Below are 18,993 nucleotides of genomic sequence, written 5' to 3' on the forward strand. Positions count from 1 at the left end.
ATCGCAACTTTTCGAATTCGATGTTGCGACCGGTTAGAGGGCAAGGCGGCCAGCATTGTGATGGCGAGTTCGAAATCAGCCATCGATGCAGACGTGAACTGCGCCCTTTTCTAAGTCTTGTCCGCAGCCTCTAGAGGCAAGGATGAACAAGGGATGGCTGTAGCATTCATACTGCTTTTGGTCGCAGTCGCTTCGGTGCTGTTTCACCTCCTTAGCCCATGGTGGTGGACGCCGATCGCATCGAACTGGAGTTACATCGACGACACGATCACCATGACGTTCTGGATCACCGGAGCGGTCTTCTTCGCGATCGTCGCATTCATCGCCTATTGCATCTTCCGTTTTCATCACAAGGAAGGAAGACAAGCGGCCTATGAGCCCGAAAACAAGAGGCTCGAATGGTGGCTCACCATAGGGACCGCGATCGGTGTCGGAGCGATGTTGGCGCCCGGTTTGGTTGTCTGGCATCAGTTTGTGACGGTGCCGTCCGATGCAACAGAGATCGAGGTCATGGGCCAGCAATGGCGCTGGAGCTACCGGCTGCCAGGAAAAGACGGCCGGCTCGGGACGGTCGATGCCCGCAACGTCAGTGCCGAGAATCCACTGGGCTTGAATCCGAACGATCCCAATGGTCAGGACGACGTCGTGGTTGAGAACGACGATTTGCATCTCCCGATCGGGAAGCCGGTCAAGGTGTTGCTCCGTTCAATCGACGTTCTGCACGATTTCTACGTGCCTGAGTTCCGGGCGAAGATGGATATGGTGCCGGGCTCGGTCACATACTTCTGGTTCACTCCCACGCGCACAGGAACATTCGAGGTTCTTTGCGCGGAATTGTGCGGCATCGCGCATGCGCAAATGCGGAGCAACGTCATCGTCCAGGAAGAGAGCGAATATCATGCATGGCTGGAGAAGCAGCAGACATTCGCAGCGTTATCCGGCCACCGACCCATCACGAAGGCGACTTACAAGACCCGCGGCAAATAGCAGGACCGGCGCGGCGGCGTTGCACGTTGTAACACTTACGATGAGCGACGATCAGAGGATAAATCCGGGAGGACATTTTAATGGTTGATGTCCCGTCTGACGTACTCGCAGGAATTCCGCCGGCCGAAGTGGGTGAGGTCGATCTCTATCACCCGCGAAGCTGGTGGACGCGATATGTCTTCTCGCAAGATGCCAAGATCATTGCGGTCCAGTATGCGATGACAGCAATGGCCATCGGTATGGTCGCGCTGGTGCTGTCGTGGCTGATGCGGCTGCAGCTCGGATTTCCCGGAACGTTTTCGTTTATCGATCCGAGCCAGTATCTTCAGTTCATCACCATGCATGGCATGATCATGGTGATCTACCTTCTCACGGCGCTGTTTCTCGGAGGCTTCGGGAATTATCTCATCCCGTTGATGGTCGGTGCTCGCGACATGGTGTTCCCCTATGCGAACATGCTGAGCTACTGGATCTATCTGCTTGCCGTGCTGGTGCTGGTTGCGACCTTCTTTGTACCGGGTGGGCCGACCGGCGCTGGCTGGACGCTGTATCCGCCGCAGGCCATTCTTTCCGGAAGCCCCGGACAGGAAGCAGGCATCATCATGATGCTGGTGTCGCTGATCCTGTTCATTATCGGCTTCACCATGGGCGGCTTGAATTACGTCGTGACGGTGCTGCAGGGTCGCACGCGCGGAATGACGCTGATGCGGCTGCCTTTGACGGTGTGGGGCATTTTTACAGCGACCGTGATGGCCTTGCTCGCATTTCCAGCCTTGTTCGTCGCCTCGGTGATGATGCTGTTCGATCGGCTTCTTGGCACCAGCTTCTTCATGCCAACGCTCGTGGAGATGGGTCAGCTCGGGAAGTACGGCGGTGGCAGTCCGCTGTTGTTCCAGCACCTGTTCTGGTTTTTCGGCCACCCCGAAGTCTATATCGTTGCGTTACCTGCTTTTGGCATTGTCTCTGACCTCATCAGCACTCATGCGCGAAAGAATATTTTCGGTTATCGCATGATGGTGTGGGCGATTGTCGGAATCGGAGCGATGAGCTTCGTGGTGTGGGCGCACCACATGTATGTCAGTGGCATGAATCCGAAGTTCGGATTTTTCTTCGCAACAACGACCCTCATCATCGCGATCCCCACGGCGATCAAGGTTTACAACTGGATCCTGACCCTGTGGCGTGGCGACATTCACCTCACCGTTCCGATGCTGTTCGCGCTCGCATTCATTATCACGTTCGTCAATGGCGGCCTGACTGGCCTGTTCCTTGGCAACGTCGTCGTGGACGTTCCGTTGTCCGATACCATGTTCGTGGTCGCCCATTTTCACATGGTCATGGGGGTTGCGCCGATCATGGTCGTGTTTGGTGCGATCTATCACTGGTATCCGAAAGTGGCGGGACGGATGCTGAACGAGACGCTGGGGCGCTTCCATTTCTGGGTCACGTTCCTTGGAGCTTACGCGATCTTCTTCCCCATGCATTATCTCGGGCTGCTGGGTGTGCCGCGCCGCTATCACGACATCGGCGGGACAGCATTCGTCCCGGCGTCGGCCCATGACCTGAATGCATTCATGAGTATCGCTGCGCTCATCGTCGGCTTTGCCCAGCTCGTATTTGTATTCAACATGATCCGGAGCCTGTCCAAGGGCGAGGACGCCGGCGGCAATCCGTGGAACGCGACCACGCTCGAGTGGCAAACGCCGCAGACGCCGCCGGCACATGGCAACTGGGGTAAGGAACTCCCGGTCGTCTATCGCTGGGCCTATGATTATAGCGTGCCCGGCGCAGCACGGGATTTCATCCCCCAGAATGAACCGCCGGCCAGCTTGACGCCGAAGGGAGCGCATCCATGACGGCCATCGTCCTGTTCATGGCTGGAATAGCGGCCATTGCGGGATGGTGGCTCTCGCAGCAACGGCTTGCGGCCAAGCCCTGGCTGGAGGAGGGGGCGGTCGGCGATTTTCCCGGCGGAAGTTCGATGTCGTTGCCGGCGGCGAAAATAGGTTTGGGTGTGTTTCTCGCGGTCGTCGGGTCGTTATTTGCGCTCTTCGTCAGCGCTTACTCCATGCGCATGCAACTGATCGACTGGCGGTCGCTGCCCGTGCCCGGGTTGCTGTGGTTCAATACCGGTGTTCTGATCGTGAGCAGTGGCGCACTGCAATGGGCGCAGGTTTCCGCACATCGCGACGACAGCGAAAATGTGCTGACCGGCCTGCTTACAAGCGGCGTTTCCGCCGTTGTTTTCCTGATAGGTCAGTTGCTGGTGTGGCAGCAGCTCAACACCGGGGGCTACTTTCTGGCGGCCAATCCTGCCAACGCCTTCTTCTATCTGATCACCGCAGTCCATGGGCTGCACTTGCTCGGCGGTCTCGTCGCTCTGGGCAGAACCATCGTCAAGGCATGGCGTGGTGTTGCAATCCCGCGCCTGCGTTTGAGTGTGGAACTGTGCACGATGTATTGGCATTTCCTGCTTTTGGTCTGGTTGATCCTGCTCGCTCTGCTGACAGGCTGGGCGGATGACTTCGTCACCATCTGTCGCCAGTTGCTGACATAGGGAAGGCATCGATGCGATGACAGAGACTGTGCTGACAAACATCGAAAAGCGCCGAACGACGACCGCAGGCTGGCAAGGTATTGTCGCCGACTGGTCCTCGGATCAACGGGCATTCAAGAATGTATCCTGGGGAAAGGCCATGATGTGGATCTTTCTCCTCAGCGATACCTTTATCTTCGGTTGCTTCCTGCTGTCGTACATGACGGCGCGCATGTCCACGACGGTGCCCTGGCCAAACCCGAGTGAAGTCTTCGCTCTGACGATTGCAGGACAACACATCCCGCTCATTCTGATTGCCATCATGACCTTCGTGCTGATCAGCAGTAGCGGGACCATGGCTATGGCCGTCAATTTCGGCTACCGCCACGACCGCCGCAAAACGGCGATTCTGATGCTGGTGACCGCCGCGTTCGGTGCGACATTTGTCGGAATGCAGGCTTTCGAATGGACCAAGCTGATCATGGAGGGGGTGAGGCCCTGGGAAAATCCGTGGGGGGCAGAGCAATTCGGCTCATGCTTTTTCATGATTACAGGATTCCACGGCACGCACGTAACGATTGGCGTGATTTTCCTGATCATCATTGCGCGAAAGGTTTGGCGCGGAGATTTCGAGACTGAACGTCGGGGATTTTTTACAAGTAGGAAGGGGAACTACGAGATCGTCGAAATCACTGGCCTGTATTGGCATTTCGTCGATTTGGTATGGGTGTTTATCTTTGCCTTTTTCTATCTTTGGTGAGGGAAAAACATGGCTGAAGTCACGCTACATGCAACACCTCATGCAACTCCCGCAGCACATGCCGAGGGACACCAGCACCCGATCAAGCTTTATCTCGTGGTCTGGGGATGGCTGTTTGTCTTGAGTACATGCTCTTACCTCGTCGACTACTTCAACCTGCAGGGATATCTGAGGTGGTCTCTCATCGTGCTGTTCATGATGTTGAAGGCGGGCTTGATTGTTGCGGTCTTCATGCACATGGCGTGGGAGCGTCTGGCTTTGGCCTATGCCATCCTGCTCCCGCCGTTGGTGTTGTTGGTTTTTGTTGGGATCATGGTGTTTGAATCGGACTACACGTTGTTGAGTCGGATCATTTTCTTTAAGACTGGGGCGTGAAGATGAGCGGGGGTCTCGTGCGTAAGGAGGACTTCCATGACCACATATATCATGCTTGCAAACTGGACTGATCAAGGTGTTCAGCATGTCAAGGACTCGCCGCGTCGTCTCGACTTGGCGAAGAAAGCGCTCAAGGATATGGACGGCGAGTTCAAATCGTTTTTTCTGACCATGGGCGACTATGACATCGTCGCGGTTTACGAAGCGCCGGACGATGCCGTCGCCGCGCGATTCAACTTGCAGCTGGGTATGCTGGGAAACATTCGAACGCATACATTGAAAGCGTTTCCCGAAACGGCCTACCGGGAGATCATCAAGTCGCTGGACTGATTGCGGATCGGAAACGCGTCCGCGAGGTGCTACGCGCCGGTCAAATGATATGTCGACAGGAACGACGGCCGAGATGGCGCCCGCTGGCAGAAAGTAGGCGAGGACACAATTGCAGTGAAGACGAGGTGATGCGCAGATGCAATTTACCGTTGGATTCAAGCTGAAGGGCAAGGCGGGCCATGTCGTCGTGGACGCCGAGGACGCGCTTGTCGCCGCTCTGAAAGTCAAGGCGGAGCTCCCGGAAGCGATGACAATGTACGTGCGTCCACAAAACCGGCGCGGCGACGCACGACACCCGTCACATGTGCCTGTCGACGAGCGCGCCGAGGATACTCATTGATGGTAAACTGGGGTGATGAGCAAGCCAGCGCAAGCCATGGTTCGTTCGGGCCATGACAGACTCAAGCTGAAGCTGGCGCAGAAGCACAAGAAATAAACTCACGGTACTCTGCCCGGCCGCAGCGTCATATGGCTGAGCAGATCCATCGGCAACGGAAAGACCACAGTCGATGACCGCTCGCCTGCAATGTCGTGCAACGCCGCAAAATAGCGCAGCTGCATCGCTTGCGGCTCCTGAGCAAGGATCCGGCCGGCCTCGACAAGCTTCTCAGCGGCTTGCTGCTCGCCTATCGCATTGATCACTTTCGCCCGCCGCAGCCGCTCCGCTTCGGCCTGCTTGGCCATGGCACGCACCATGTTCTCATTGAGGTCGATATCCTTGATCTCAATGTTGGTGACCTTGATGCCCCACGCGTCAGTTTGCTGATCGAGGATCTCCTGAATGTCGGCGTTGAGTTTGTCGCGCTCTGCGAGCATTTCATCCAGCTCATGCTTGCCGAGCACCGAGCGCAGCGTGGTCTGTGCCAACTGGCTGGTCGCGGCCATGAAATTCCCGACCTTGATGATCGCACGTTCCGGGTCGACGATGCGGAAATAGAGAACGGCGTTCACCTTGACGGAAACGTTATCGCGGGAAATGACGTCCTGCGGCGGCACATCCTGCACCATCACCCTGAGATCGGCTTTCACCATCTGCTGAACGAACGGAATCAGGATAATAAGGCCCGGACCTTTCACGCCGGTGAAGCGTCCGAGCGTGAAGACGATGCCGCGCTCGTATTCCCGGAGGATGCGAATGGCGGAGGAGAGAAAGGCGATCACGATGATCGCGAGCAGCGAGTAGGCTATGTAATCGAGCATCATCGCACACCTCCTTCGCCGGCGCTGAGTGCCGGCCGGCGACGCACCATCAGCGTCAGATCCGTGATGCTGGCGATCTCGACCGTCTCTCCGGGCTTGAATGTTTCCATGCCGCGGGCTCGCCAGCGCTCACCCTGCGTGAAGACGTGACCTTCGATGTCATTCCAGTCGAGAACTTCGGCGGGCAGGCCGCGCATGGCCTGTGCGCCGATTCGTGCCGGAGCTTTGCGGGCGCGCCGGAGCGAGCCGAGCACAATGAGCAGCAGTCCGATGAACATTGCCGTCACGATGCTGACGAGCGTCCATGACAGCCGGTATCCGGGCGCGTCGATCCTGAACAACATCAACCCACCAAGGACCGGGGCAATGGCTCCGCCGAGGCCAAGAACCACGGTCGGGTTGAAGGCCTCGATAATCAGAAGCACGATCCCCAACATCATCAGCCCAAGGCCGGCATAGTTGATCGGCAGCAGGTTGAAGGCATAGAGGCCCAGCAGCAGACAGATCGTACCGACCACGCCGGGCGCGACGGCGCCAGGAGACATGAATTCAAAAATCAGACCGTAGATGCCAACCAGCAGAAGAATGAAGGCGACGTTGGGGTTGGTAATCACAGACAGAAATTGCGCGATCCATCCGGAGTCGATCGTCTCGATCGTCGCATCCTTTGTCGCCAGATGCCGTCTGTCGCCACCGGGAAGCTCCACGACGCGACCATCGACCTGCCTGAGCAGTTCGACCGGGTCGCGCGCAATGAGATCGATGACATTCGCTTGCAACGCAGCACTGGCGGAAAGACTGGCTGCCTCCCGGACAGCCTTCTCGGCCCAATCGGCGTTACGTCCTCGCAACTCGGCCAGGCTGCGGATAAAGGCGACGGCGTCGTTCGTCGCCTTCGCCATCGTCGCGTCCTTCGGCTCCGTTTGCTGGGCACTGTCTTTCTTGTCCTTGCCGTCTTTATCAGGGGTGATGCCCGGCAGGCCCGGCACCGGACTGCCGATTTGCACGGGCGTTGCCGCGCCGAGGTTGGTGCCCGGCGCCATTGCGGCGATATGCGTTGCATAGAGAATATAGGTGCCGGCGCTGGCAGCATGGGCTCCCGACGGGGCGACATAACCTATGACAGGAACGGGCGATGCCAGCACGTCGGCGATGGTCTCGCGCATGCTGGTGACGAGACCGCCCGGCGTATTCAGACGCAGAATAGCAGCTTCGGCACGCCGTTCGCTTGCCTTGGCGAGAGCGTCTTTCACGTAGCTGGCGGTTGCCGGTCCGATCGCTCCGTCGATTGCGATCGTCAGCACAAGTTTTCCGCTCCCCTCCGCCGAGACAGACGTGGTGGGGGAGATAGCCAGAGCGACAACCGCAATTGTCGCGGCAAGAGTAGCCCGTACGGTCTGCACAGCCTGGACTCCCTTATCAAGATGATGTGGGAGGTCCTGGCAGAATCTCAATACGACCGGGATTGGCGAGCCATCGCTCGTTGTCGAAACGAATGTGAGGGCTGCGCAAGACGAGAAGAATCGTCGATATTATCAGGCAGTCTCAATGACATAAGAAGTTCGCAGTTTCGATCCACGCCCTCGCTGCGCCTGCGGACAATGGCGTGACCGCGTAGGCACGACCTTCTTCATCGCGGCTCGATGAGCAAAGTTCTTTCATCGAACTGTTCGACGATCGTGCCGACGGCCGCGCCCCTCCGCCGGATCGCAAGAGGAGCGCTGGCCGTGTTTCAGTGATGGGCCGAAACGCTCTTGACGCATTCGGACAACAAATCACCTGACGCAGAATGGCTGACGTCGCCCAGACTGACGATACCGACCATCCGTTTACTCTTGTTGATCACCGGCAGCCTGCGGACCCGCAGTTTCTCCATGTGATGTATTGCCTTTGCGAGATCGTCGTCCTCTCGGCAACAATGGATACCTTCGGTCATCACATCGCGCGCCGTCGCGCGGCCGGCATCGAAGCTGTTCCTCGCGAGCCCTTTGCAGACAATGTCGCGGTCGGTCACCATCCCGATCAGGCGGTCGTCCTCGCCAACCGGAACGCAGCCAATGTCATGCCCCCGCATCAATTTCGCGAGTTCGGTGACAGGGGTGTCGGGGCTGACCCAGTCGACACCTTTGTGCATCACCTCTTTGACTTTCATGGCGAACCTCCGTTCCTAGAGTTCAGGTGAATTGATGCAATGCAGTATGTCTCGCCTCTCTCCATGTCCTCCAACTATACAATCAATTGCGTGCGAGGTCGCAGAAGAAAACATCATTCCTGCGCGATCAGACCGGACAAACGCGGCCGCTGTGGCAATCCACCCTCCTGAACAGCGCGCATTCGACGCAAGGCCCGGACCATTCACGGTTGCAAGTGGATTAATGGAACCCAAATAATCCAAGAGTGCCTCATTGGACAGGGAACGGTCCTATCCACTAGTTTGACAGGCGGCGGCGTTGCACAATTCCGGGCGAGATCATCGGGAATGAAAGAGAAGAAGGATATCGTAGAAAACTGGTTGCCGCGTTACACCGGCACGCCGCTTGCTGAGTTCGGAGAGTATGTTCTCTTGACCAACTTCGACAACTACGTCGAATGGTTCGCCACGGCGTATGGCAGTTTGGTAAAGGGCGCAGATCGACCGATGCCCAATGCGACTGCCGATGGTATCACTCTGATTAACTTCGGCATGGGAAGCCCGAATGCTGCAACCGTGATGGATCTGTTAAGTGCCATCGCGCCGAAAGCCGTGTTGTTTCTCGGCAAATGCGGTGGGTTGAAACGCAAAAATAAAATTGGCGATTTGGTTCTACCGATTGCGGCTATTCGGGGCGAAGGCACCTCAAATGATTACTTGCCCCCGGAGGTTCCTGCGCTGCCCGCGTTCCAGTTGCAACGCGCGGTGTCGACCATGATCCGCGATCTCGGTCACGACTATTGGACCGGCACCGTGTACACGACCAATCGTCGTGTCTGGGAACATGATGATCGCTTCAGGGATATATTGCGTCGTACACGGAGCATGGCGATCGACATGGAGACCGCAACAATCTTTGCTGCGGGATTTGCCAATCACATTTCGACTGGCGCACTGCTTCTCGTGTCCGATCAGCCAATGATTCCCGAGGGTGTGAAGACCGAAGCGTCGGATCAGGAGGTGACCGCGAACTATGTCGAAAGGCATATCAGGATCGGGGTGGAGGCCTTGAAACTTGTGCGGCGCCGCGGCCGCAGCGTCAAGCATTTGCGTTTCGAAGACGATTTCGATGCAGGGCATGAGACGTAAAGAGGCGTCGCACCGCTGCATCGACAATTAAGCAGCGGCACGATCTTTCCATTTGGGTCCGCGACGGTCGCCGCGGATCGCCGGACTAATCCTCAGTCATGCGCGCTAAAGCGCCCATGCTGCGCGTTGGCCATCAGGCGCGCAAACTGCGCGTGACCCATATGAAGCAGCGTCTCGTGATCGCCAGCTTCCAGATAGACCTCCGGCTGCGCCTGGATGCTGTCGTCGACGATGATATCCAGCCCGTAGCATTTACCGACGGCAGGAACTGCACCGTGTGCGCAGTCGCGGAACAGCTGATGGATCTCGGTTTCATCGGCCATGTGGACATTGTCGCCGAGTGATGTCCTCAGGTCCGACAGGCGCAGGTGATGCGATGCGGGCAAGACGGCCAGTATATATTCGCCGTCACGCCGCAACACGATGCCCTTGGCGAGGCGATCGCCCGAGATGTGGCATGCCTCAGCCGTGCCAGACGACGTCATGCGGAGTTCGTGCGGGATCACCTCGTATTGGATGTTTTCAGCGGCCAGGTATTTTTGCAGGGTGGGAGCAATGGTCATGGGGTGACCTCCGGGGCAAAATGCAAGCCATCCATCGTAAGGTCTTTGTCTGCAGACTCTCGCCGTGCGATGGGCGGCTGCGTGGTTATAGGCTCAGCATAGGCCTCCCATCCGACAGCTGCAATTCGTTATCGATGACCAACTCTCTTGCGAGATAATCAGAATGCCCGCGCTGTCGGTGGTGACTGCGCGAGCGCCGCGACACTTCTTCCCCAAACGAGAGTGGCTGCTGTCCATTTGAGCGCATGCGGGGGCATGAGGTATTCAATCGAAATTATACATCTGTTTCAATGGCATAAGGGTTCGCAGTCTTATTCTGAATGGCGTGCCATTTTCCAGAACGCTCAGCATTCACAGACAGGCCGATCGATCACGATGTCGATCATGTGGTGGCGCGCATCTCGCAGCCGCTAATCCCAACTGCTTGGTGTCACCACGGGTCAGCGCCGAAGTAAGTGGGGCGCGCAGCGTGTGCGGCCGGTTGGTTGCGAGGGCATGATCACCGGGCTAGCCTATGGGCAGGACAAGCCCAAAGGTGAGAGCATATGACCCCGCGCGAACGTCTCGACCAATTGCACCCGGAAATGACCGCATGGCGCAGGGATTTCCATGCGCATCCGGAGATTGGCTTCGAGGAGGAGCGCACCAGCGCGCTGGTAGCGGAGCGGTTGTCGGAGTGGGGCATCGAGGTGCATCGCGGCTTCGGCGGTACCGGCGTCGTCGGCGTGATCCGCGGCCGTCACCAGGCAGCCGGCAGCAACCGGGCCATTGGATTGCGTGCGGATATGGACGCGCTGCCGATGGAGGAGGGCAACGGTTTTGCCCACCGCTCGCAGAATGCCGGCCGCATGCATGCCTGCGGCCATGACGGTCACACCACGATGTTGCTTGGTGCTGCGAAATATCTTGCCGAGACGCGCAATTTCGCCGGCACGGTGCATCTGATCTTTCAGCCGGCCGAGGAAGGGCTCGCTGGCGCCAAGGCGATGATGGACGACGGGTTGTTCGAGCGTTTCCCCTGCGATTCCATCTATGCGATCCATAACAGCCCGGACATGCCGCTCGGCACCGTCAAGGCGCTGACCGGCACGGCGCTGGCGGCGATCGATTATTTCAAGGTGACGCTGCGTGGCCGTTCCTCGCACGGTGCGCATCCGCATCAGGGTATCGATACGGTGGCGATGGCAGCGCAGGTGGTGAATGCGCTGAACGCGATTCCGTCGCGCCAGATCGATGCGCTGGAATCCGCCATCATCAGCATCGGCCAGATCCATGGCGGTACCTCGGACATCGTTCTGCCCGAGACGGTGGAGTTGCGCGGCTCGGTACGTACGCTGAAGCCCGAGGTGCGCGAACGCGTCGAGGAGTTCTTCATGCGCGCGGTGACGCTGACCGCGCAAGCCTGCGGCGGCATGGCGGAGATCGAGTATCGCCACGCCTATCCGGCCACGATCAACACGGCCGACGAGACGGTGCGCGCGGCAGAAGCGGCGGCGGCGGTGCCGGGCGTTACCGAGGTGCTGCGCGAAGGCAATCCAATTCTTGCCGGCGAAGATTTCGCGTTCATGCTCGAACGCAACCGTGGTGCCTATCTGATGTTCGGGCAGCGCACCGCCGACAAGGGCGGCGTGCCCGTTCACAATCCCGGCTACGATTTCAACGACGATCTCCTGCCGATCGGCGCGAGCTATCTCGCCGGTCTTGTGGAGCAGGAACTCGCATAAAACGAGTCGTTGCTGTTGACGCGGTCTGTCTAGGTCGCGCCGCTCTTCGGAATGGTGCGGCCGATGACGCGCAGAAGGTCTGCGCGCACCGACTCGATGTGACGTTCAAGGAAACGGCAGGCGTCATCGATCTTCTGGCTGCGGCACAGAGCGATGAGTTCGGCGTGTTCTTTCTCAGCGATGCCCATCGCGGTGGTCGTCGAGAGTTGCATGCGCGTGTAGCGGTCGCTGGTTTGCAGCAGCGCCATCACGATCGACTGCGTGCGCGGCTGCCGCGCCCGGACATACATCGCCATGTGGAAATCGGCGTTGAGCTGTCCCCATTCGCTGATATTGCCGGCGGCAATCGCCTTCTCGAAGCGGTGCTGGATGTCGTTGAGTGCAGCGAAGTCGTCGTCGACGAAATGCGGCGCGGACTCCGCCAGCATCCGTGGCTCGAGGATGGCCCGGAGATCGAACACGTCGTTGATTTCGTCGAGCGACAGTTCCGAAACGATGGCGCCCTTTTGCGGGACGATCTTCACCAGCCCTTCGGCCTCAAGCTGAAACAGGGCTTCCCGCACCGGAATCCGGCTTACGCCATAGGCCTCGCCCAAAGCGTCCTGGCGTAACTGCGCGCCGGCCGGATGGGTGCCGTCGAGGATCGCCTGGCGGAGCTGATCGGTGATCATGGCCGAGAGGGTGCGGTGCTTCAGCGGCGCGGTCATTGATTTATCGAGCCTTTTCTCTGGATTTCGGCCGGATTGATCTCAGATCTCATCCCGTCTTCGCTGCCGCACAAAAACTCCTCAAGGCGCGAATTTGTGCAAATCAGCGTTTGACAGAGAAATTGTATAAATTATACGATCCAAAAATCATATCACAATCGTGACAGCGGGGGCAGTTTATGAGTGACCAGACGATGTCGACGGCCCCGGCCATCGGGGCCCGCCGGGTCATCCTGGTGGCGTCCGCCGGGCTGCTGGCCTTCGAGCGGCTGGCTCTGATGGGCCTGATGTATCTGCTGACGGCGCTGATCCTGGTGAATGTCGTCACCCGCTATTCGCACTTCCCGATCTACTGGATCGATGAGTCGGCTGTGTATTCGGTGGTCTGGCTGACCTTCATCGGCGCCTCCGCTATGACTCGCCTGCGGCTCGACTTTGCGGTCACCATGATGACCGAGCGCCTGTCGGCCAGGAGCCAGCAGATCTTCAAGATTATCGCCACGAGCACGGTGATCGTGTTCGGTATCGGCCTGATCGTCACCTGCCTGCTGTGGATGGATCCGATAGGCCTGGCGCAGGCGGGCTTCGACGCGAAGAAGTTCGCCGGCCAGACCTTCAATTTCCTCTACACCGAACGTACCCAGACGCTGAACTGGCCGACCTGGGTCCTCTATCTGACACTGCCGATCTTTGCGGTGTCGATCACCATCCATGGCATCGCCAACCTGCTTGAGGATCTCGGCCTCGTCGCCAAGGTGCCGCCGAAAGGCTTCCAGCTCTCCGAACTCGACGGGGTGAACTAATATGATCACCTTCGCCGCATTCACGGTGATCATGCTGGTCGGCGTGCCGATCGGTCTTTGCCTTTGCCTCGCCGGCTTCGTTTACATCATGGCGTCCGGCAATCCGGTGCTGTTCCAGTCCTATCCGCTGCAACTGTTCGGCGGCGTCGACAGCTACGGTCTGATCGCGATCCCGCTGTTTATCCTGATCGGCGAGATTATGAATGGCGGCGGCATCACCAAGCGCATCGTCGACATGGCGATGGCCTTTGTCGGCTCACTGAAGGGCGGGCTGGCTTACGTCAACATTCTCGCCAACATGTTCATCTCTTCCATTCTCGGTTCGGCGACCGCGCAGGTTGCGATCATGGCGCAGATCATGGTCCCGGAAATGGAAAAGAAAGGCTACGACAAGACCTTCGCTGCCGGTCTCACCGCCTACGGCGGCATGCTCGGCCCGATCATTCCGCCGTCGGTAATGTTCGTGGTCTACAGCGTGCTGGCGCAGGTGTCGGTCAGCGACATGTTGATCGCGGGCATCATTCCCGGCGTTATCCTGACCGGCATGTTCTGCGTCGTCATCGCGCTGATGGGCTACATCTACAACTATCCGCGCGCTGAATATCAGACGCCAAAACAACGCGTGATGACCATCCTGCGCACCTCGCCGACCCTTTTGATTCCCATCGTCATCGTCGGCTCCATCCTCGGCGGTCTGGCGAACGCAACGGAATCGGCTGCCGTCGGCGCTGTCGCCGCTGCTGTTGTCGGCAAATACTGGACCAAGGAATTCGAGTGGTCGCAACTGCCGCAAATGATGCTGCGCTCGGGCATCTATTCGGCGATCGTGCTGTTTCTCGTTGCCGCTGCCGCCGTGTTTTCCTGGGTTCTGATCTTCGGCAAGGTGCCGCAGGAGACCGCGGCCTGGATCCAGACCGTTGCCAAGGATCCGATCAGCTTCATGCTGATCTGCAATGTCATCCTGCTGGTCATCGGTACGGTGATCGACGGCGTGCCCGGCCTGATCATGACCGTGCCGATCCTGCTGCCGGTGGCGACCGAGATCTACCACATCGACCCGCGTCACTTCGGCGTGGTCGTCGTGATCAATCTCGTGCTCGGATTGCTGTCGCCGCCGGTCGGACTCTGTTTCTTCGTCGCCGCCGCCGTCACAGGCGCCAAGCCCGGCAAGATGTTCATGGTGACGCTGCCGTTCTTCTTCATCTCCTGCATCCTGTTGGTGATGCTCTCGCTCTATCCGTATCTGTCTCTCGCCCTCATCAAGTAAGTCCCATACTCATCAAGGAGCCTCCGTCATGACCATCTCACGTCGTCGCTTCCTCGCCGCATCGGCAGCTGCTTCGGTATTTGCGCCGTCGCTCGCATTGGCGCAGGCCAAGGAGCTGCGTCTCGGCCTGATCACGCCGAACGGCCATTCCTGGAACAAGGCTGCGCTGAAGCTCGCCGATCAGCTCAAGGAAGAGACCAAGGGCCGTCTCACCATGACGGTGTTTCACTCCGGCCAGCTCGGCAACGAAGCAGCGATGATGCAGCAGTTGCAGACCGGCGCGCTCGATATGGGCTTCATCCAGGCTGCCGAACTCGGTTCGCGCGTGCCGCATATCGCGGCGATCAACGCGCCCTATATCGTGCGCTCCACGCCAGCCGTGGCGAAATTCGTGCGTCATCCGGCGGCCGTCAAACTGTTCGACGTGCTTCCTGCGGAAACCGGCACCATTGGCCTCGGCTGGGGCATCACCGGCATGCGCGCGGTCTTCGCGGTCAGGGATCTCAACACGCTCGCTGACATCAAGGGCATGAAGCTGCGTATCAATCCGACGCCGGTCTATCGCGACTTCTACTCATCGCTCGGCGCCGCACCGACGCCGATTCCGACGCCGCAGGTGTTCGACGCCATGTCGAACGGCCAGGTCGATGGTCTTGAAGCCGATCTGGAATTCTCCTGGAACCAGCGCTTCGACAAGGTGTCGAAGTCGATCCTGCAGATGAATGCCGTCTTCATGCCGATGGCCGCGGTCGTGTCCGGCCGCGTCTGGCAGTCGCTGCCCGCCGCCGACAGGGAACTGATCACCAAGGCTGTCAAATCGACGCTCGATGCGCAGATCGACGAATTGGCTGCTGGCGAGCCGGCACTGATCGAGAATTTCAAGGGCACGTCGGTGCCGGTGCGTCAGGTGGCCGTCAAGGATACCGAAGCCGTCATCGCCGAATTCGACAAGATCTGGCTGCCGAAAGCGCCAGTGCTCGCCGAGCTGCGCAAGGTCGGCGCGACGATCTGATCCTCTAATTCTTGCCCATCATCCTCATCAGCCGGCGCGCTATGCGCGCCGGCATCACACGGAGTTTTGCCATGAGTCCCCGTATTTCCTGGGAAGGCGTCTTCCCGGCAGTCACCACTCAATTCCATGACGACCTGTCGCTCGATATCGACGCCACCGCGAAGGTCATGGACGGCCTGATCCGCGACGGCGTGTCCGGCCTGATCATCTGCGGATCGGTCGGCGAGAACACCTCGCTCGAGCGCAAGGAAAAGATCGCGATCATGGAAGCGGCCAAGTCGGTCGCGAAGGGCCGCGTGCCTGTGCTGTGCGGTATCGCGGAGTTCACCACGGCCTTCGCGGTGGATACCGCAAAGGAGGCTGCGCGTGTCGGCATCGATGGCATCATGGTGATGCCCGCTTTGGTTTATTCGTCAAAGCCGCACGAGACTGCCGCGCACTTTCGTTCGGTCGCCACGGCCACCGATCTGCCGGTCATGCTCTACAACAACCCGCCGATCTACAAGAACGATGTCACCCCCGACATTCTCGCCACACTGGCCGATGTCGATACGGTCGTCTGCTTCAAGGATTCGTCGGGCGATACACGCCGCTTCATCGACACGCGCAACATGGTCGGCGACCGCTTCGTGTTGTTCGCCGGCCTCGACGACGTGATCGTCGAGAGCGTAGCGATGGGCGCGGTCGGCTGGGTGTCCGGCATGTCCAATGCCTTCCCGCGCGAGGGCGAGACGCTGTTCCGTCTGGCCAAGGCCGGACGGCTCCAAGAGGCGATGGCGATCTATGAGTGGTTCATGCCGCTGCTGCATCTCGATGCGCGCCCGGATCTCGTCCAGTGCATTAAGCTGTGCGAAAACATCATGGGCCGCGGTACCGCACTAACCCGGCCGCCACGTCTGGCGCTGTTGCCGCATGAAAAGGCGGAAGTGGAGGGGATCATGACCAAGGCGCTGCGTCACCGTCCGACACTGCCGGATGTCGGCCTCAAGGCAGCTTAACGACTCGTCGCTATCTGAAATTTATCGGCGCGTCAGTCGTCGCGCGCCGATGTCTTATGTAGCGATGCCTTCGTACAGCTAGATATCTTCGTCGTCGCGATCGCGTTTCGGTGTGGCGATATCGCCGTCTTCCTCGTCGTCGTCAGGCCGCGGCGGCGTGGGGACGGGTTTTTGCTTGTCGTCCTTGGCCGGTTTGTCGTCGCGGGCTCCGCCCACTCGTCCGCTCATCATTTTCCCCGCCGGATTGCTTGTGTTGACCTCATTCTGACCGTGATTGAAGCAGATATTGCCGTAATCCCGCAATTGCCCTGTGTTTTTCCGCATGACCGTGTAAACGGGGGCGAATCCTGCCCGCTTTGAAATCGGGCGAATCTTGTTCTGGAGTGACGATGAAAAAACCGAAGTTAGAGCTCGACGAACCGCAGGCGCGCAAATTCATTCGCGCCGACAGGGCGCCGACCGAAGGTTATTCACTGGTGGTGGATGGCCATTTCAAATCCCATCACGATACGGTCGAAGCAGCGGAAGAAGCCGGCATGAAGCTGAAGAACCAGTTTCAGATGCTTCAGATCCAGGTCTACGATTCTGCGACCAAGACCCGTACCATGATCGAATGGCCTGCGCCGAGCGCGGCCTGAGATAGATCAGACCCTGCGAAAGCAGGTCCTGCGATAGTCAGGTCCTGCGGCCGCCGCTGCGCTGATCGGCGAGCCACGCTGCCAAGGCCTGTGCTTTTTCCGCCGATTTGCTTGACGATGTCTTGCTCGAAGACGTCTTGCCCGATTTCGTTGCGGTCTTCTTCTTGGCCGGCGCGGGGGGCGATACCGCTTCACGGGCAAGGCGCATGGCCTTCAGTCGGGCCATGTTGTCGAGTACCGCTTTGGCCGCGGCGTCGCGTTCGGATTTCGTCGCTTTGTCGTCAGTTGGCATCAGCTCGTTTTCTTTTTTCTGGTAGCTTTCGGTTTGGGTTCGGGCGGGTTGGCCAGTTCTTCGGCTTCCCTGGCAAGGCGAAGCGCGCGTAGTTCCTCGGTCCGCTTGCGGATGGCGACATCGGCGGCCGCAATGTCGGCCATCGCCTTCACGCCTTCGGCTTCCTGCGCCGCCTTGCGGGCGAGCCGGATTTCCTTCAGTTCTGCGGGTGTCTTCTGTTCCTGTTCGGTGTCCATCAACGCCTCGGGTTAGGCCGCGCGATCGGCGCGCAGCGAACTCTGTGTCATTCTTATCACGTAGATATAGGAAGCGGCACCCCTGCTGCCACCTAACTGGCCGCTGCAGTTAATCGCTTTGTGCCGGAAATGCGGCGAATTCGACGCGAATGAGGCCAGGTTGCGTCCGTCAGGCCTTCCTGAGACAATCCGGTGGTAATCCGGACTGCAAGAATCTCCATGATCCGCACACTGTTCAACGATGGCGCCGACAACCTGCGCGGCCGCATCATCGCCATCTACGCCATTCTGATCCCGGCCAATGTGCTGGCCTGGATATGGGCCCTGATCGCCTTCCGCGACCAGCCGGTTCTGCTGGGCACCGCGCTGCTCGCCTACACCTTCGGCCTGCGCCACGCCGTTGACGCCGACCACATTGCAGCCATCGATAATGTGACGCGCAAGCTCATGCAGTCCGGCAAGCGGCCGCTGTCCGTGGGCCTGTTTTTCTCGCTCGGTCACTCCACGGTGGTCGTCGTGGCATCCATCTTCGTGGCGCTGGCAGTGTCAGCGCTGCAGGAGAAATTCGCGGACTTCAAGGAAATCGGCGGCCTGATCGGCACGAGCGTCTCGGCTTTCTTCCTGCTGATCGTGGCAGTGGCCAATATCTTCATTCTCGTATCGGTGTATCGGCTGTTCAAGGCAGTGAAGCGCGGTGAGCGATTCATCGATGAAGATCTCAATGTTTTGCTTTCGCAGCGCGGCGTCATCGGCCGCATGCTGCGTTCGGTCTTCGCCGTGATCTCGAAGAGCTGGCACATGTATCCGCTCGGCATCCTGTTCGGCCTCGGCTTCGACACCGCGACCGAAATCGCGCTGCTGGGTATCTCCGCCTCGCAAAGCGCCGATGGCATGTCGATGTGGTCGATTCTCGTGTTTCCCGCACTGTTCACGGCGGGAATGTCGCTGGTCGATGCAACGGACTCGGTCTTGATGGTGCGCGCCTATGGCTGGGCTTTCGTGAAGCCGATCCGCAAGCTGTATTACAACATGATCATCACGCTGGTGTCGGTGATCGTGGCGCTGGTGATCGGCGGCGTCGAGGCGCTCGGCCTGATTGGCCGCAAGCTCGATCTGTCAGGTAGCTTCTGGGACGGCATCGAAGCGCTGAACGAGAATTTCGGCGCGCTCGGCTATCTCATCATCGCGATTTTCATCCTGAGCTGGATGATCTCGGTGATCGTCTATCGCGTCAAAGGCTATGACGACATCGAGGTACGGGTTCACGAGGCCTGATGCGGCGTCG

At 59.0% G+C, this 18,993-nt stretch carries 23 protein-coding genes; 15 read left to right on the forward strand and 8 right to left on the reverse strand.

The genetic code is table 11. The features are described 5' to 3' along the window. Positions 1-153: 153 nt before the first annotated feature. The 7 genes from coxB (at position 154) to AB8B02_RS28440 (ending at position 5,328) form a co-directional block, all read left to right on the forward strand. On the forward strand, positions 154-987 hold the full coding sequence (gene coxB, locus AB8B02_RS28410; RefSeq protein WP_089262772.1) for a cytochrome c oxidase subunit II: 834 nt from the start codon (positions 154-156) through the stop codon (positions 985-987). A gap of 80 nt (positions 988-1,067) precedes the next feature. Then, on the forward strand, positions 1,068-2,843 hold the full coding sequence (locus AB8B02_RS28415; protein WP_439065799.1) for a cbb3-type cytochrome c oxidase subunit I: 1,776 nt from the start codon (positions 1,068-1,070) through the stop codon (positions 2,841-2,843). Then, a complete protein-coding gene (locus AB8B02_RS28420; protein WP_439065800.1) occupies positions 2,840-3,544 on the forward strand; it encodes a cytochrome c oxidase subunit 3 in 705 nt (234 codons plus the stop codon). Before AB8B02_RS28415 ends, AB8B02_RS28420 begins: the two co-directional genes overlap by 4 nt. Positions 3,545-3,560: 16 nt before the next feature. Next, complete coding sequence (locus AB8B02_RS28425; protein ID WP_093759781.1) at positions 3,561-4,283, forward strand: heme-copper oxidase subunit III family protein; 723 nt, start codon at positions 3,561-3,563, stop codon at positions 4,281-4,283. Positions 4,284-4,292: 9 nt separating this feature from the next. Next, complete coding sequence (locus AB8B02_RS28430) at positions 4,293-4,658, forward strand: cytochrome C oxidase subunit IV family protein (protein ID WP_175368598.1); 366 nt, start codon at positions 4,293-4,295, stop codon at positions 4,656-4,658. 36 nt (positions 4,659-4,694) lie between these two features. Beyond that, on the forward strand, positions 4,695-4,988 hold the full coding sequence (locus AB8B02_RS28435; RefSeq protein WP_089262762.1) for a GYD domain-containing protein: 294 nt from the start codon (positions 4,695-4,697) through the stop codon (positions 4,986-4,988). A gap of 136 nt (positions 4,989-5,124) precedes the next feature. Next, complete coding sequence (locus tag AB8B02_RS28440; protein WP_089262760.1) at positions 5,125-5,328, forward strand: hypothetical protein; 204 nt, start codon at positions 5,125-5,127, stop codon at positions 5,326-5,328. Between the two features lie 98 nt (positions 5,329-5,426). Here the strand turns inward: AB8B02_RS28440 and AB8B02_RS28445 are convergent, their stop codons facing one another. The 3 genes from AB8B02_RS28445 to AB8B02_RS28455 all read right to left on the reverse strand — a co-directional run bounded on the left by AB8B02_RS28445 (position 5,427) and on the right by AB8B02_RS28455 (position 8,340). Beyond that, positions 5,427-6,191 carry a slipin family protein gene (locus AB8B02_RS28445; protein WP_439065801.1) on the reverse strand — a complete coding sequence of 255 codons (765 nt, stop codon included), beginning with the start codon at positions 6,189-6,191 and terminating at the stop codon, positions 5,427-5,429. Further along, entirely contained in the window at positions 6,188-7,591 is a 1,404-nt protein-coding gene (locus AB8B02_RS28450) for an NfeD family protein (RefSeq protein ID WP_439065802.1), read from the reverse strand. Before AB8B02_RS28450 ends, AB8B02_RS28445 begins: the two co-directional genes overlap by 4 nt. Before the next feature lie 329 nt (positions 7,592-7,920). Then, positions 7,921-8,340: a CBS domain-containing protein gene (locus tag AB8B02_RS28455; RefSeq protein ID WP_120288271.1), complete on the reverse strand. Its 420-nt coding sequence runs from the start codon at positions 8,338-8,340 to the stop codon at positions 7,921-7,923. 327 nt (positions 8,341-8,667) lie between these two features. On the opposite strand from AB8B02_RS28455, the gene AB8B02_RS28460 reads away from it, so the two are divergent. After that, on the forward strand, positions 8,668-9,468 hold the full coding sequence (locus tag AB8B02_RS28460) for an AMP nucleosidase (RefSeq protein ID WP_089262752.1): 801 nt from the start codon (positions 8,668-8,670) through the stop codon (positions 9,466-9,468). 92 nt (positions 9,469-9,560) lie between these two features. Here AB8B02_RS28460 and AB8B02_RS28465 read toward each other — a convergent pair whose 3' ends face one another. After that, positions 9,561-10,031 carry an aminoacyl-tRNA deacylase gene (locus AB8B02_RS28465; protein WP_089262750.1) on the reverse strand — a complete coding sequence of 157 codons (471 nt, stop codon included), beginning with the start codon at positions 10,029-10,031 and terminating at the stop codon, positions 9,561-9,563. Between the two features lie 545 nt (positions 10,032-10,576). Here AB8B02_RS28465 and AB8B02_RS28470 point away from each other — a divergent pair. Then, positions 10,577-11,755 carry a M20 aminoacylase family protein gene (locus AB8B02_RS28470; RefSeq protein ID WP_184513214.1) on the forward strand — a complete coding sequence of 393 codons (1,179 nt, stop codon included), beginning with the start codon at positions 10,577-10,579 and terminating at the stop codon, positions 11,753-11,755. Positions 11,756-11,784: 29 nt separating this feature from the next. Here the strand turns inward: AB8B02_RS28470 and AB8B02_RS28475 are convergent, their stop codons facing one another. Then, complete coding sequence (locus tag AB8B02_RS28475; RefSeq protein WP_184513216.1) at positions 11,785-12,462, reverse strand: GntR family transcriptional regulator; 678 nt, start codon at positions 12,460-12,462, stop codon at positions 11,785-11,787. A 179-nt stretch (positions 12,463-12,641) separates the two neighbouring features. On the opposite strand from AB8B02_RS28475, the gene AB8B02_RS28480 reads away from it, so the two are divergent. The 4 genes from AB8B02_RS28480 (at position 12,642) to AB8B02_RS28495 (ending at position 16,542) form a co-directional block, all read left to right on the forward strand. Continuing rightward, positions 12,642-13,265 carry a TRAP transporter small permease gene (locus AB8B02_RS28480; RefSeq protein WP_184513218.1) on the forward strand — a complete coding sequence of 208 codons (624 nt, stop codon included), beginning with the start codon at positions 12,642-12,644 and terminating at the stop codon, positions 13,263-13,265. A 1-nt stretch (position 13,266) separates the two neighbouring features. Next, positions 13,267-14,532 (forward strand): TRAP transporter large permease, encoded by a 1,266-nt coding sequence (locus AB8B02_RS28485; protein ID WP_439065803.1) that lies wholly within the window; start codon positions 13,267-13,269, stop codon positions 14,530-14,532. A 28-nt stretch (positions 14,533-14,560) separates the two neighbouring features. Beyond that, positions 14,561-15,544: a TRAP transporter substrate-binding protein gene (locus AB8B02_RS28490; RefSeq protein ID WP_175368604.1), complete on the forward strand. Its 984-nt coding sequence runs from the start codon at positions 14,561-14,563 to the stop codon at positions 15,542-15,544. A 71-nt stretch (positions 15,545-15,615) separates the two neighbouring features. After that, positions 15,616-16,542, forward strand: coding sequence for a dihydrodipicolinate synthase family protein (locus AB8B02_RS28495; RefSeq protein ID WP_439065804.1), 927 nt, complete (start codon positions 15,616-15,618; stop codon positions 16,540-16,542). Between the two features lie 78 nt (positions 16,543-16,620). Here AB8B02_RS28495 and AB8B02_RS28500 read toward each other — a convergent pair whose 3' ends face one another. Then, the gene (locus tag AB8B02_RS28500) at positions 16,621-16,770 is read right to left on the reverse strand and encodes a hypothetical protein (RefSeq protein ID WP_170849725.1); all 150 of its coding nucleotides are present in this window, start codon (positions 16,768-16,770) and stop codon (positions 16,621-16,623) included. Between the two features lie 161 nt (positions 16,771-16,931). Between AB8B02_RS28500 and AB8B02_RS28505 the strand changes: the two genes are divergently transcribed. After that, positions 16,932-17,180, forward strand: coding sequence for a hypothetical protein (locus AB8B02_RS28505; protein WP_068732883.1), 249 nt, complete (start codon positions 16,932-16,934; stop codon positions 17,178-17,180). Positions 17,181-17,217: 37 nt separating this feature from the next. Here the strand turns inward: AB8B02_RS28505 and AB8B02_RS28510 are convergent, their stop codons facing one another. Then, positions 17,218-17,472, reverse strand: a complete 255-nt coding sequence (locus tag AB8B02_RS28510) for a hypothetical protein (RefSeq protein ID WP_089262737.1) — start codon at positions 17,470-17,472, stop codon at positions 17,218-17,220. Then, entirely contained in the window at positions 17,472-17,708 is a 237-nt protein-coding gene (locus AB8B02_RS28515) for a hypothetical protein (protein WP_068732887.1), read from the reverse strand. Before AB8B02_RS28515 ends, AB8B02_RS28510 begins: the two co-directional genes overlap by 1 nt. A gap of 219 nt (positions 17,709-17,927) precedes the next feature. Here AB8B02_RS28515 and AB8B02_RS28520 point away from each other — a divergent pair, with 219 nt between their 5' ends. Beyond that, entirely contained in the window at positions 17,928-18,983 is a 1,056-nt protein-coding gene (locus AB8B02_RS28520) for a HoxN/HupN/NixA family nickel/cobalt transporter (protein WP_175368607.1), read from the forward strand. Positions 18,984-18,993: the final 10 nt, after the last annotated feature.

Origin of the sequence: Tardiphaga sp. 862_B3_N4_1 (assembly GCF_051811085.1) — a bacterium.
GTDB lineage: Bacteria > Pseudomonadota > Alphaproteobacteria > Rhizobiales > Xanthobacteraceae > Tardiphaga > Tardiphaga robiniae.